At 41.6% G+C, this 14179-nt stretch carries 11 protein-coding genes; 7 read left to right on the top strand and 4 right to left on the bottom strand.

What is annotated here, in order from left to right; translation table 11 throughout:
- The first annotated feature begins 158 nt into the window (after window positions 1-158).
- From GTQ43_RS04955 to GTQ43_RS04940, 4 genes are all read left to right on the top strand, one after another.
- A complete protein-coding gene (locus GTQ43_RS04955; RefSeq protein WP_265271165.1) occupies window positions 159-2975 on the top strand; it encodes a DUF3131 domain-containing protein in 2817 nt (938 codons plus the stop codon).
- 271 nt (window positions 2976-3246) lie between these two features.
- Window positions 3247-5232, top strand: coding sequence for a glycosyltransferase (locus tag GTQ43_RS04950; RefSeq protein ID WP_265271164.1), 1986 nt, complete (start codon window positions 3247-3249; stop codon window positions 5230-5232).
- Window positions 5233-5288: 56 nt separating this feature from the next.
- Window positions 5289-5996: a PIG-L deacetylase family protein gene (locus GTQ43_RS04945; protein WP_265271163.1), complete on the top strand. Its 708-nt coding sequence runs from the start codon at window positions 5289-5291 to the stop codon at window positions 5994-5996.
- 103 nt (window positions 5997-6099) lie between these two features.
- Window positions 6100-6426, top strand: coding sequence for an STAS domain-containing protein (locus GTQ43_RS04940; protein WP_265271162.1), 327 nt, complete (start codon window positions 6100-6102; stop codon window positions 6424-6426).
- Window positions 6427-6469: 43 nt separating this feature from the next.
- On the opposite strand, the gene GTQ43_RS04935 is transcribed toward GTQ43_RS04940, so the two are convergent.
- Window positions 6470-7660: a SpoIIE family protein phosphatase gene (locus tag GTQ43_RS04935; protein ID WP_265271161.1), complete on the bottom strand. Its 1191-nt coding sequence runs from the start codon at window positions 7658-7660 to the stop codon at window positions 6470-6472.
- A 151-nt stretch (window positions 7661-7811) separates the two neighbouring features.
- Here GTQ43_RS04935 and GTQ43_RS04930 point away from each other — a divergent pair, with 151 nt between their 5' ends.
- Window positions 7812-8228: an ATP-binding protein gene (locus GTQ43_RS04930; protein ID WP_265271159.1), complete on the top strand. Its 417-nt coding sequence runs from the start codon at window positions 7812-7814 to the stop codon at window positions 8226-8228.
- A 204-nt stretch (window positions 8229-8432) separates the two neighbouring features.
- Entirely contained in the window at window positions 8433-8624 is a 192-nt protein-coding gene (locus GTQ43_RS04925) for a hypothetical protein (RefSeq protein ID WP_265271158.1), read from the top strand.
- Between the two features lie 22 nt (window positions 8625-8646).
- On the opposite strand, the gene GTQ43_RS04920 is transcribed toward GTQ43_RS04925, so the two are convergent.
- The 3 genes from GTQ43_RS04920 to GTQ43_RS04910 form a co-directional block, all read right to left on the bottom strand.
- Window positions 8647-10713, bottom strand: coding sequence for a prolyl oligopeptidase family serine peptidase (locus tag GTQ43_RS04920; protein WP_265271156.1), 2067 nt, complete (start codon window positions 10711-10713; stop codon window positions 8647-8649).
- A gap of 410 nt (window positions 10714-11123) precedes the next feature.
- Entirely contained in the window at window positions 11124-11339 is a 216-nt protein-coding gene (locus tag GTQ43_RS04915) for a DUF2839 domain-containing protein (RefSeq protein WP_265271154.1), read from the bottom strand.
- Between the two features lie 87 nt (window positions 11340-11426).
- Complete coding sequence (locus GTQ43_RS04910; protein ID WP_265271152.1) at window positions 11427-12992, bottom strand: ATP-dependent DNA helicase; 1566 nt, start codon at window positions 12990-12992, stop codon at window positions 11427-11429.
- A gap of 118 nt (window positions 12993-13110) precedes the next feature.
- On the opposite strand from GTQ43_RS04910, the gene GTQ43_RS04905 reads away from it, so the two are divergent.
- Window positions 13111-14082, top strand: coding sequence for a M48 family metallopeptidase (locus GTQ43_RS04905; RefSeq protein WP_265271149.1), 972 nt, complete (start codon window positions 13111-13113; stop codon window positions 14080-14082).
- Window positions 14083-14179 lie beyond the last annotated feature (97 nt).

The raw sequence follows: 14179 nt of genomic DNA, 5'->3' as shown, positions 1-14179 counted from the left end.
AAAGTAAAGCTCAGTATTTATACTGTTGGTACTTTACTCAACTGATATAGATATAGATAAAGCCATAATACAAAGAATAGACCTCATAAATCTCGATTTAGGAATATAACTGTACAGACGCGCTATGCGCTCCTAACTCCTAACTCCTTCTTTGCATCATGATATACAAACCCCCTCAACAAAAGCTGTTGAGATGGATTGCATTGTTCCTAATTGGAACATTTCTGCAATTTTTGTTTTACATCCCGACACCAGTCTTATCTGAAAATTCCAATAGCTGTAGCAATATTACAGCCCCTCTGACCCCTGAAGAACAAACTTACGCTCGCGGTGCTTGGCAGTATTTTGTCAAAAACTATCAGCCAGCAACAGGATTTACCAATTCTACTGGGGGTTATCCTTCAGGTACACTCTGGGATATGGGTAATTACCTGATGGCGTTGAATGCTGCACGCTGGTTGAATATTACTGACCAAAAAGATTTTGATACTCGTCTCAACAAATTTTTAACGACTCTCAGTAGCTTGAAGTTATTTGAGGATACTTTGCCCAATAAAGTCTACAACGCAGCTAACGGACAAATGGTTGATTATGGCAACAATCCCGTTGAACGGGGTCTTGGTTGGTCTGCTTTGGATGTTGGGCGAATCCTGGCGGCCTTTGATGTCATCCGTACCTGTCATCCGCAATATAATGATTGGCTTAAAGGAATTGTCGCAAAGTGGCAAGTGGCGCGATCGCTCAAAGATGGACAACTTTTTGGCGCTACTGTTCTCCCAGATAACAAAACGTTACTGGTGCAAGAAGGACGACTCGGCTACGAAGAATACGGCGCTAGAGGTTATGGACTTTGGGGTTTTGCAGCACCCAAGGCTATTGCTTTAGAACCATTTAAGTTAGTCGAAATTAATGGTGTGCAAATTCCCGTTGATAGCCGTGACTTTCAAAGCACCAACGCTAATAATTACGTTGTTAGTGAGTCTTATATCCTTGATGGGATTGAGTTTGGTTTACAAGGTGAATTAGCTGATTTTGCTGCTAGGGTTTTAGATGTCCAAAAACGGCGTTATGATACCACAGGGCAGTTAACTGCTGTTACAGAAGATAATATCGATCAAGCGCCTTATTTTCTCTACAACACCGTCTACGCCAACGGTGCAAACTGGGCAACAATCACCGATACCAATCAACCTTATCCCCAGTTTCGCAGCATCAGTACCAAAGCGGCTTTTGGCTGGCACTATCTGTTTCCAGATAATGCTTATGCCCAAAAAGTTTTTGATGTTGTCAAGGATCTCCGCAGTCCTGATGATAGTGGTTATTATGCTGGGATCTATGAAGAATCAAAACAACCCAATAAAGCTTTGACAGGTAATACTAATGGGCTGATTTTGGAGATTTTATACTACAAAGCTAAGGGAAATCACCCTTTAATTGCTTCTGGTTCTGCGAGTGTGTCTACTGGTAAGCCCAGTGAAAATACTTCTCCTGCAACACCCTCCAATCAAGCAAATTCTCCTATTAAAACTCCGGCTACAACACCCTCCAATCAAGCGAATTCTCCTGTTACGCCTCCCACTGCAACCCCTACAGATACTCCGAAAATTGTAGAAGTAGCCGTTGCACCTATTCCACCGGTGGATAGTCCCGAATCGTCATCTAACCTGAAACTAAATCGATCGCTGACGGTGATTGAACGGCGTTATGCAGAGGCGGCTTGGCGATACTTTCAAGCGAATTATCATTCCAAGAATGGGCTAATTGACGATCGCAGTGATTTCAAAGGTGCAACTCTCTGGGGCTTAGGAGATTATCTCGCAGCCCTCCATGCAGCGCGATCGCTCGATATAATTACCCCCAAGGAATTTGACCAACACACCCGCCATCTGTTAGCAGCCTTGACAAAGTTACCGCTGTTTAGTTTAGAATTGCCCGGTCGAGGTTATGATACGCGATCGCTCCAATCAATAGATTATGGCGGCAATCCAGCCCCAGAAGGTAACGGCTGGTCAGCTTTAGATTTAGGGAGAATGCTGGCAGCGCTTTACAATTTAAAAAGTTGTCATCCAGAATACACGGCTGCGGTAGATAAAATTGTCCTAGATTGGTCATACTTGCGCGTGGTGCGCGATGGTATTCTCTCCAGTGCGATCGTTACCAAAGAGCAAGAGGGGCGATCGCAGATCCGTGTCAACCCTGAAACCCGTCTGGGATATGAAGAATATGCAGCCCGTGCTTTTCAATTATGGGGATTTAATGTTGAACATTCTGCTGTTGGCGGTGAATATCAAACTGCCTTAGTAGAGGGAGTAAAAGTACCAATTCAACGCCGCCGTACAGATACCAACTCCAAAGTTAACCAATACACAGTTAGCAATCCTTTCTTACTCTATGCGCTGGAGTTTGGATTAGATCCACAAATGCGATCGCTTTTTGAACCAATCTTTCAGGCGCAAGCTGAACGTTACCGTCGCACCAGCACCCTCACAGCCTCAGCTACCACCTTGATCGATCGTAAGCCTTACACTGTCCACAGCACAATTACTGGAAAAGGCGAGCCTTGGGTAGCTTTGGGGGATGACGGACAAACTGTAGCAAAGGGGCGATTGGTAAGTACAGCAGTTGCTTTTGCCTATCATGCCCTGCTTCCAGAAGACAAGTATAGTCAAGAGTTACTGCAAGGAACAACTGACTTATACAATCCCTTAGCCGGATTTTATGAGGGCTTCTATGAAGCCACAGGTAAAACAGCAGTTGGTTTCACCAGCAGCACCAACAGTATGATTTTGCAATCCTTACTCTACAAGGTGATAAATCAACAACCCCTAATTCGTCCGACCGCTAACATGAAATCTCCTTGGTGGCAAGAAGTTGCTCAGGGAAATTCTGGGCGAGGTCTACCCAAAACTGCTACACAACAAACCAAGTTAATTTCTGATAGTTCTGGAAGTTACTGGGTTTCAGGTAGTAACTGACACTGAGATCGACAAACGCAGGGATATATCTTATCCCTGCGCCTTTTTTTACCAACTCTAGCAAGAGGTTGTTAATAATGAATTCAATTAGGGAATACTGATTCTGAGGGAATGCAGATGAGTTAAATAGAGCAAAGGTGATTTTGCAATCGATGTTGTGTGTAACCATAAATCAGCAATATTGGGATATCACCCACTCATACATAATTCATACTGAATTCTGACTCCTGAATTCTTCTTGATAAAATCCTAAATCTAAAATACTACTCAGATGGCTTCAGTTTCTATTAATGATAATTCTTCAAACTTTTCTGGTAACAGTCGCTCATTACTCAAAAAAAGAACACTGTTATTTCGCTACCTGGCAGAAATAAATGTAATTTTTGGGATCTGGTATTTGCAATGGCGTATTAACAATTCCATCAATTTTGATGCACTGTGGATTTCTATTCCTTTGCTGATAGCAGAAATTTATAGCTATTTCGGCGGTGTGATGTTTGTGATTGGGTTATGGCGACCTTTAGTCCGACAAGTTAAGTCTCTAGACCAGATGATCCCACCTTTAGCGAGATCCGATTGGCCAACAGTAGATGTATTTGTAACTTGCTACAACGAGCCTCCAGAAATTGTCGAAGAAACTGCCAAAGCTGCTCTGAAACTGGATTATCCGCCGACAAAGTTACGCGTTTATGTCCTAGATGATGGTAACTCGGCTAATATGCGGGCTATGACAGAAAGATTGTGTATTGAAGATTTGCAATCACCACAACTACAACAAGAAGCAAATCGGATTGATGCAGAACACTCTTATTTGTTGGAACGCCTGAAGCAACTGGAAAGTCTCACACCTAATACTCAAGCCGCAGAACAATGGTTGCAAACATCATCATCAGAACCAGTGGCTAACGAGTTGACTACCAAATTTGTACAAAGTCTACAAAAGTTTATTCTTTGGCTACCTCCGACCGATCAAAGTATTAGCCATCGCCTCACTACCGAACACAAAGCCTTAGAAGAAGCTATTCGCAAGAAAGAATTAGAACTGGTGGAACTCTCCCGATTTCGTTACATTGCTCGTCCCAAAACACCTGGCGTAGCCCATCATGCTAAAGCAGGAAACATCAATTATGCAATTTTTTCGGGAGAAACGGCAGGAAATTTTATTGTTACTTTAGATGCCGACCACATTCCCAAGCCAAATTTTCTCAAGCGAGTTGTGCCTTATTTCTATATCTATAATCTTTCAACAGGAAAATACGAACAGAATCAAATTGCTTTTGTACAGACTCGCCAGGATTTTTACAATATTCCCCCAGGCGATCCTTTTGGACATCGAGCAAATTTATTTTATGGGCCACTTCAACAAGGTAAAGATGGCATGAATGCTGCGTTTTATACGGGCACAAATGCGATATTGAGACGTGAGGCATTAGTGAGTGTCGGACTGCAAAATTTTGCTGATGAATTTGCCAAAGATGAAAAACGTTTAGATGAATTTGATTTAGTTGGTGGAGTATCAAGTAATAGCATTACAGAAGATATGAACACAGCTATGCGTCTGCACAGTGCTGGCTGGAAATCTATTTATCACAATGAACTTTTGGCAGAAGGTTTAGCACCAGATGACTTAAGTTCTACTCTGAAACAGCGACTACGTTGGGCACAAGGAACTATCCAAGTGCTAGTTAGGGAAAATCCACTGACAAAATCAGGGTTAACATTTTGGCAGAGGTTGCAATATTTTAAGACGATGTATAGTTATTTCTCTGGTTTTGCAACTGTGGTGTTTATTTCTTGTCCAATTATCTATTTTTTTACGGACATTGTTCCAGTTAAAACCTACGGGTCTGACTTTGCTATCCACTTTTTCCCAGCTTTTATTATCAACCGTCTCACGTTCTTAGCGGCTACCTGGGGCATTCCTGCTAGAGAAGTTTGGCGTTCTGAACAATATGCGATCGCTTTATTCCCGTTGCTGATCCAAGCCGTATGGAGTGTGTTTACAGGACAAAAACTCAATTTTCAAGTTACACCTAAGCAAAGGCAATCTGGTATTTATCTCCGGCTAGTTTGGCCACAGCTAGTTGTCTTTATCCTTACTATTTTGGGGATATTATGGAGCCTTTACCGCTTTGCAATTGGTCATTTAAATAATCCTTGGGTTCACCTACTCAATAGTGCGTGGGCTATCTATAACTTGTTACTTTTGTCGGCTATCATCCGTGCATCTGTTTGGCAACCTCCGAAAGAAGTCTAAGAGGTATGCAGGGACAAGGAGAAAAACTTCTAAATTCAATCTCAAAAAAAACAGCAATGAACACTAATTTAGACTCAAAAAACTTTGGTCAACGAACTGTTTTAACAATTTATGCTCATGCTGATGATGAAGTTCTACCTGCTGCTGGCACTCTCAGTCTGATGTCCAAGGCGGGATGGAATATTCGTTGTTTAATTTTGACTGATGGCAGTCTTTCTAGTTCACCTATTAAGGGTACTCGTCATCAAGAAGCGGATGCAGCCGGTAAAATCATCGGCGCAACTTACGAATTTCATGCGCTTGAGGAGTATAACTTTTCAACCCAAGCAGTAATTAAAGTTACTGAAGAAGCTATTAGACGTTGGCAACCGGATTTGATTATTACTCATGCACCACAACCGGAAAAATATGGACATAGAGATCATGAAGTATGTGCGATCGCAGTTTCTAATGTTGCTACCCGCAAAAACATAACTTTGTGGTACTCAGCCCCGCCTGTTTTTTTACGTGGTTTTGAACCAAACTTTTTTGTGGATATTACTTCTGTAATTGAGGAAAAAGTGGCAGCTATTGGTTGTTATGAATCAGAGATGAATAAAGCATTTATGCAACTTGATGCCATACTAGTTTTATCTCGTTTCTGGGCACGGGAATTAGGTCAGAAAGATGGCTATTTTGAAGCTTTTGAAATCTCTCGTCAATGTGTAGATGCTAGCTTTTTTACTGCAATAGCTAATAATCGACAAGCAATTCAACATAGTTGATTGCATAATAATCACAAAAATATTGCTATCTATCTTGCAGTTTACCCGATGTCAGTGCCAAAATATAAATACATCTTTCTCAAGCAAATAATAGGACAAAACAATGAGTTTAAGCGTGAAAATACTAGAATTATCTGGGATTTTAGATGGTATTAGAGGTAATGAACTGCGTCGTGAAGTAAGCGATGCTCTGGCAAACGGAACTGAGATTTTATTGATTGATATGAAAGGAGTAAACTTTATCGATAGCTCTGGTTTAGGTGCTTTAGTATCAGCAATGCAAATGACGCGAAATGCTAATGCTAAACTTTTTGTTTGTTCCATCAGCGCTCAAGTCAGGATGTTGTTTGAACTGACTAAAATGGATAGAATTTTTCAAACCTTTGCGGATCAAGATGAATTCAATAGCCAAATATTGGCAACGCAATAGGCTGTTAGATAATATAAAATTTGGATGTGCATATTTGGCTATACTAACCAAAGTTAACTTTTACCAAAGAGAAGTCGTCATCAAGATTATTTTGAGCATTTAAGGTGAAAATGTTCGCTAATAGTTGATTTAAATTACAGGTATTTTCCCAGCTATATTTAGTTAGCAAGTCAATGAAAGCATCAATTCCCCAAATTTCGCCATTTGACTGATTAATTTCATAAACACCATCACTAAAAATGTATAAAGTGGTGTTCTCTTCGATCTCCAAAACAGCATCCTCAAATTGAACATCGGGTAAAAAACCAATTGGTAAATCTAAAGAATTTAGCTGTTTAACTTGGATGCCTGTTTTAGAGGTCTTAGATAAGAGTAAAGCTGGTGGATGTCCGGCGTTGGCATAAATAAGTTGATGTTTAGGGCGGTGATAAACTCCATACCAGATTGTGAAGTATTTATCACCGTGCTTCGTCATTTGGAAAGCGTGGTTGAGTGCTTTTAGGACTTCACTGGGTTGACACAAGTTAGTGTTTGGGAGAGATTGCGATCGCAAAACATTCAGCACAGATACAGATAGGAGGGCTGAACCCACCCCATGACCTGATACATCTAACAAATAAATTGCCAAATTATCTTCGTCGATCCAATGATGGTCGAAGCAATCGCCCCCTAGCTGTGCTGAGGGAATAAACAGATTTTCTGTAGTTACTGCTCCAACAAGGGGAGAGGGTAAAAGCGATCGCACATAATCGGCAGCCTCAACTAATTCTGCTTCCAAAATTTGCTTTTGGGTTTGTAAATCTTGATTTAGTGTCTCCAAAGCTTCTTTTTGACTTTGTAAATCCTGATTTAGCTGGTGTAATCTTAGCCCTGCTCTTACCCGTGCTTTCAATTCATTCATCTCTATTGGTTTAGAGATAAACTCATCTGCTCCAGCGTCAAGTCCCCTAACTCGATCTTCCTCCTCTCCTCGCGCTGCTCCTCTTGCCGTCAATAGAATAAAAAAAGTAGTCGCTAACTCTGGATCTGTTCTAATTCGACGACACACTTCTAGCCCATCTACCTGAGACATCATCCAGTCACAGATAATCAGAGCAGGACGTAATAATTGTGCTTGTGTAATTCCTTCCTCGCCATTTTTGGCGATACTGATATCATAACCCTGATTTTCGAGTGTTTTTTTCAGTACTGTCCGCACTATAGGGTCATCATCAATAACCAGAATTTTAAACATAAGTTAAACTTTACTAAGTAGGAATTAAAAAGAAGTAATTACTCTAATTAAACTTATATGAAATTTAGTTTAGAATGTATAGTGAAAATACTCAAATTAAATAAATTAATTCCCGAATATGATGATTTGAAAATATTTTCTTGGTTAAGAAGTGAAAAATAAAATTTCTCTAAAAGTCAACACAGACCTCACAGTATCGCATCAAGTATTATCTTGGTTCGAGCAGATAAATCAACCACCTATTCCCAATAAAGAAATTTGGTGGCAGTGTCAAACACTGATGATAGAAGGTTTTACTAACATTGTTGAACATGCCCACAAAAATTTACCTCTTGAAACTCCTATTGAGATAGAAGCTGTGCGGTTAAATGAATATATAGAAATTCGGATCTGGTCTCAAGGCGAACACTTTGACTTAGAGCAGCAATTGCAAAAAACATCGGAATTTGAGGAGAATGAGCAAGCACGTGGGCGTGGTTTAAAAATTATGTCCGTCATTGCCGATAAGTTGAGTTATAAGCCGACAGGAGATAATCGTTACTGTTTATTTATTAGTAAATATTATTAAAGATGCAAACTAGTTAAGAGCAGTAGGTTGGGTTTTGTAAGAATTTTCTGGCATCCCCTAATCCATCTAAATACAATGGTTCGAGATAATTCGCCTTGGCGCATTTTTGACAACACCAAACCAATTGTTAACACTTAGTCACACTATCCTTTTTATACTTTTAACTAGTCCCCTAAGCGATCGCTCAATTGGGGTAATGTTCTCATGCTCCTTTTTGCCCACAAGCGAAATCCAGCAACTGGGGAAGATTTGGTACACCGCAGGAGTGGCTGGTGCGGGCTACAAGGCTATCAATGCAAAGTCTTTGTGCCTGTACCAGCCACCACCGAATCTAGCGCAGCGTTCCCCGGTTGCGACAATATTCCCAATCCCAGTTTTTTGTTCGCCATCGCTTGACTTTCAAGACAGTCGCTACAATTTAGGCGATATCCAAAGTACGTACCAAAAAAGCCCACTTATCTGCGGCTTCCTCGATAATTTTAGCCGTGGGTTTACCTGCACCATGTCCTGCTTTAGTCTCAATTCTAATTAATACTGGCGCATCACCTGCATGAGCCTCTTGCAAAGCGGCGGCAAATTTGAAACTATGAGCAGGGACAACGCGATCGTCATGATCGGCTGTGGTAATTAAGGTTGCTGGATAAGCTGTATCTGGTTTGATGTTATGTAGTGGCGAATAAGCATACAGCGCTGGAAACTCTTCTAAATTATCTGCTGAACCATATTCGGAAGTCCAAGCCCAACCGATGGTAAATTTGTGGAACCGCAACATATCCATTACGCCGACGGCGGGTATTGCTGCACCGAATAAATCGGGACGCTGTGTGATGCAAGCACCTACCAATAAGCCACCGTTACTACCACCTGCGATCGCTAGCTTCTCAGTTTTAGTATACTTATTCGCAATCAACCACTCAGCAGCGCCAATAAAGTCATCAAACACATTCTGCTTTTTATCCTTCATTCCTGCTTGATGCCATTCTTCGCCGTATTCTCCACCGCCGCGAATATTGGGCATAGCATAGATCCCACCTATTTCCATCCACACCAACAGACTCACCGAAAAGCTAGGTGTCATTGAGGCATTAAAACCACCATAGGCATAGAGATAAGTGGGGTTATTTCCATCTAATTTAATACCCTTTTTGTGGGTAATAAACATTGGTACTCTAGTACCATCTTGACTCTGATAAAAAACTTGTTTTGTCTCGTAATCATCTGGATTAAAATCTACCTTTGGCTGACGTAAAACGGTACTTTTACCAGTTATCATATCGTAGCGATAGGTAGTTCCTGGGGTGGTAAAGCTGGTGTAATTATAAAAAGTTTCGGTATCATGACGCTTTCCACCAAAACCTCCGGCTGAACCAAGTCCAGGTAGTTCTACCTCACGAATAAACGTACCTTTGAGGTCAAAGATTTTAATTTGGCTGTGAGCATCTTTGAGGTAATCAGCAACAAATTGGTTATTGAGTACGCCTACACTTTCTAAGGTTTCTGCGGATTGGGGAATGATTTCTCGCCAATTTTCTGGCGCAGGGTTTTTAGTGTCAATTGCAATAACTCTTCCTCGTGGTGCATTTAAATCCGTGCGGAAATAAAAGACGCTATCATCATTGTCAACAAAGCTATAATCTGCCTCAAACTGGTTAATTAATTCTAAGACTTCAGCATTAGGGTTAGTTAAATCTTTGAAGAAAACTAAATTTTTGGAGTCAGTACCCAGCCAAATAGAAATTATTAGATAGTGACCGTCTTCAGTAACACCACCACCAAAACTCCATTCTTTTTGGTCAGGACGATGATAAATTAGTACATCTTCTGACTGAGATGTTCCTAATTGATGATAGTAGAGTTTTTGATAATAGTTAACATCTTCTAATTGAGTTTTTTCATTCGGCTCATCGTAGCGACTGTAGAAGAAACCTTGACGATCGTGTGTCCACGATGCACCAGAAAATTTAATCCACTTTAGATTATCTTGCAGGTCTTCACCAGTTTCAACATCGCGTACTTTCCATTCTTGCCAATCAGAACCAGAGGTAGATAGACCATAAGCTAAAAGTTTACCATCTTCACTAATGGACAATCCTGAAAGAGCAACAGTACCATCTTCTGAGAGTTTATTGGGATCGAGTAAAACTTTGGGTTCGTCTTCGAGGGTTTTTAGAGTGTAGAGGACACTTTGATTTTGCAGTCCGTCATTTTTGAAATAAAAGTAACGTTCGCCTTCTTTAAAAGGGATACCATATTTTTCATAATCCCAAAGTTTGGTGAGGCGCTGTTTAATTTTTTCCCTGGCAGGAATTTCGCTCAAGTAGCCAAAAGTAATTTGATTTTGTGCCTCAATCCAAGTCCTTGTTTCTTCAGAGTCAGGATCTTCTAACCAACGGTAAGGATCTGCGACTGAAGTACCGTGGTAGTTATCGACTTGATTGCTTTTGTGGCTGGATGGGTAGCTAAGGGGTTTTTTAGAGGAGGACATAATCTCAGGTCTTCAGTTTATCTTTATATACTACAAAGATAGACTTAAGACATGGAGCATAAGTTGACCAAACCTGCGGTAAAATTCCAGTTGGAAAGAGTAACTGCTGGGTTAATACTATAGCGGTTCCTATTTAGATGCGGTACAACATTATATCGCAAGGTATAGGGGCATGGCAGTGCCCATTGGTGTCAACTTAACGCAAAAGTGATGTCCCGCAAGGAACTTCAGTTCCTTGCTAATAGCAAAAGTCATCTGAAGATGACTAAATATCCCCAAAAATCTCTAGTCTACTTCAGTAGACTTTAGCTGTTAGCAGCAAGCAGCCCTATTAGGATTTTAATGATCGAGGAAGTATAAAGAAGCGATCGCTTCTTTATACTTCCTGAATTGAAGATTAACAGCAGGATTTAGTAGACTACTTGCCACCAGCCGAAGGCTGGGCCGATAAAACGGATGGTTGCCCATCCTACAACCATAAGGCCAATACCTATCCAAGCACCACGAGTTGTCCAAGTGACAAATTGTTCACCTTGAGTTTTTGTGATGGGAACCCAAGGCAAGATGCGAGTCTCTTGACCGTATGTTTCCCCTTGTGTGGTTTTACGACGCTTTGCTTCACCCATAATCAGCAACTCAAATTTTACTTAGGTTCTAAATTTATCTTGGCAGGAATCATAGTTATAGACAATTGGGCATTGGGTATTGGGCCTTTAAGCGGAATTTTCCTCATCGGTATTAGTAAACAGGCTGGGGTCGAGATAGTTAATGCGGGCGAGAGGACTTAAGGCAGTGAGAATTTGAGCGCCGTAGCTACGATTAACTACACGACTATCAAGTAAAGCAACAATGCCTTGACTTTCTCGGACTGGCGCGATCGCTCTTTGTAATTCGTTTAAGGCTGCTGGCAATAAATATAAACGAAACCAATCTTGATGCGATCGCTTATAAAGAGCTACCCTACCAGCTACCAGAGGATTTTCTAAAGATGGTAAAGGTAAAGTAGCAATAATTAACAAATGAGGTGCTGGCAAGACTCGCTGATGTTCTCGCCAAAATTCCCAACCGCTAATCAAAATACCATTTTCATCTAAACAAGTTTTTTCTACTTGCACCCGCGAACCAAACTCTGAAGCCAAAATTGTCGCCACTTGAGCCTTGAGTGGGACATCCCCCACCAAAACAACCGTTAATCCTGGTGCTGTAGCACTCAGACAAACCAGTGTGCGGACTTTGTGAATAAATGCCGCTTGAAATTCTGGTGTGTTAGGTAGGGGCAATTTATAGGGTACATACAGTTGAATTGCTTCCGCTTGACTCTCCGAAGAAAACTTCAGACAAGTTAAATCGTCCAAACCAAGGCGCTGTCGAAAAAGAGGAGCCTCAGTTTCTGGTTCTATAGCACTGCCAATTAAAACTACTGGTTGTCGCTGCCACAAGGGTGAAAGGATTTCTCTTAATTCCATTGGGGCGTAGTGCAAAGAAAATAAACCTTGTCTATGGGCTATAGTCGCCCAGAAGAGGGGAGGGGGAGCAGGGGAGGCAGAGAGGAAAAGATTTTCGTCGAGGGTTTGTAATTGCTGCCAGAAATGTTTCCAAGTATCTGGGAGGTTTGCTGGATCTAAAGCAGTATAAAGACGGCTTAAAATCTCTATTTCTGGCTGGGAAATTAGGTAGCAGTGATATGGATTGACAGGATGCTGAAAAAGTTCGTGTGTCAGTTGTATCCGTGCTTCGCTAATTGCCTCAGCTTCGTTTGGACAAGCCAGCATGAGTTCATCCCAGTCATGGGGTTGAATATCTTGGGTAAGTTGATCGCGCACCCAATCTTCGAGATCGTCTACCCCATCAATAATTGTCGGAATGCCTTCGGGAAAGCGATCGCCACCAGCCAATTGTCCTTTTAACCAAGCTTCTGGGGAGGTTAATAGTAGCCCTTGGAACTGGGCACCAGGCCAAGCGTCACCTGTTCTAATCGATTTGTTGGCTGGTAGCCATTGCTGTAGACGGGGAATTTCTACCCGCAGTAGAAGTTGTTGCACAGCTTCTTGAGCAACAATAATTACAGGGCCATGCCACATTAGGGCTGATGCTACAAAACTAGTGCGATATCGCCCTTGATAGCCACAAACCGCTCCTACTTGAATGAGGGCGCTACGTCCCAGGCGCAAGGCGCGTGCTACCAACCGTGCCATCGTCAAATGATGGGGCCAGGAAGGGAACCCCGCTTGCGATCGCAAAAAGTTATGTAGTGACAAATGAACTTCTGCCTCAATCACACGCTTTTAATTCCATACAAAGTGACTTTTATCTTCCAATTGCCCCATTTCTATTATGTTGTCCTTTGTCATTAGTCCAAAACTAATGACCAATTCCCAATTCCCAATTCCCTAATTTATGCCAACTTACACAGGAATTTCCAGCGAAGCCTTCAGGCATCCACTAGATCGTCAAGCCGAGCAAGCTTTACGAAATTTACCGGGATTTGATTTAATCGCTCGTAAATTTGTGGAATTTATTTACGAACGCCCTCAATTAGTCTATCTAATGGGTAACACCATCCAAGTCGGGCCGCGTCAGTATTCCACTATTTACCAGATGTTTCGGGAATGCGTCCGAGATTTGGACATTTACCCAGAACCCGCACTGTTTGTCTCACAAGATCCCCAAGCAAATAGCTATGCACTGGGGCAAGAGAATCCTTACATAGTCATAAATACAGGGTTATTAGACTTGCTAGATGAAGTTGAGATTCGGGCGGTGCTAGCTCATGAACTGGGGCATATTAAATGTGGTCATACTATTTTAATTCAAATGGCGATGTGGGCGATGAGTGCTGCTTCTGCCTTGGGAGAATTGACCTTCGGTCTCGGTAATCTTGTAACACAAGGCTTGATTTACGCCTTTTTTGAATGGCGACGGAAAGCCGAGTTATCGTCAGATCGTGCCGCGCTACTGGTGATGGATGACTTGAATCCCGTGATGTTAACGATGATGAAACTCTCTGGCGGTAGTATCAAATATGCCAATGAATGCAGTTTACAAGAGTTTATCAAGCAGTCAGAAAATTATCAGGCACTGGATGAGGATGGACTGAATCAGATATATAAATTTTTGCTTTACAATGGCGCTCAGGGGGCGATGTTAAGCCATCCTTTCCCCGTAGAACGCTTGCATTACTTACGGGCGTGGGCAGTATCTGAAGAATACCAGCAAATTCGTCGGGGAAATTATCAGCGATCGCCTGCTTCTGGCTCAGTAAATGTTGCCGCAGAATCTTCGGAAAATGAAACAGATAATTTGCGCCGTCAAATTGAGGAATTACAACGGGAAATCAATAGAATGAAAAGACCTGATAGTAATTCATAATTACAGCTATTTACCTGAAAATAGCTGTAAGTAGCAATCACCGTAGGGTGGGCAGTATTATAAGTATCGAAATCAAGGTTTTCGGCATTAGTAAATA

The organism is Nostoc sp. KVJ3 (assembly GCF_026127265.1).
Classification (GTDB): Bacteria; Cyanobacteriota; Cyanobacteriia; order Cyanobacteriales; family Nostocaceae; genus Nostoc.
Note: the sequence above shows the minus strand (reverse complement) of the source record. Positions and strands in the feature narration are given on the sequence as shown.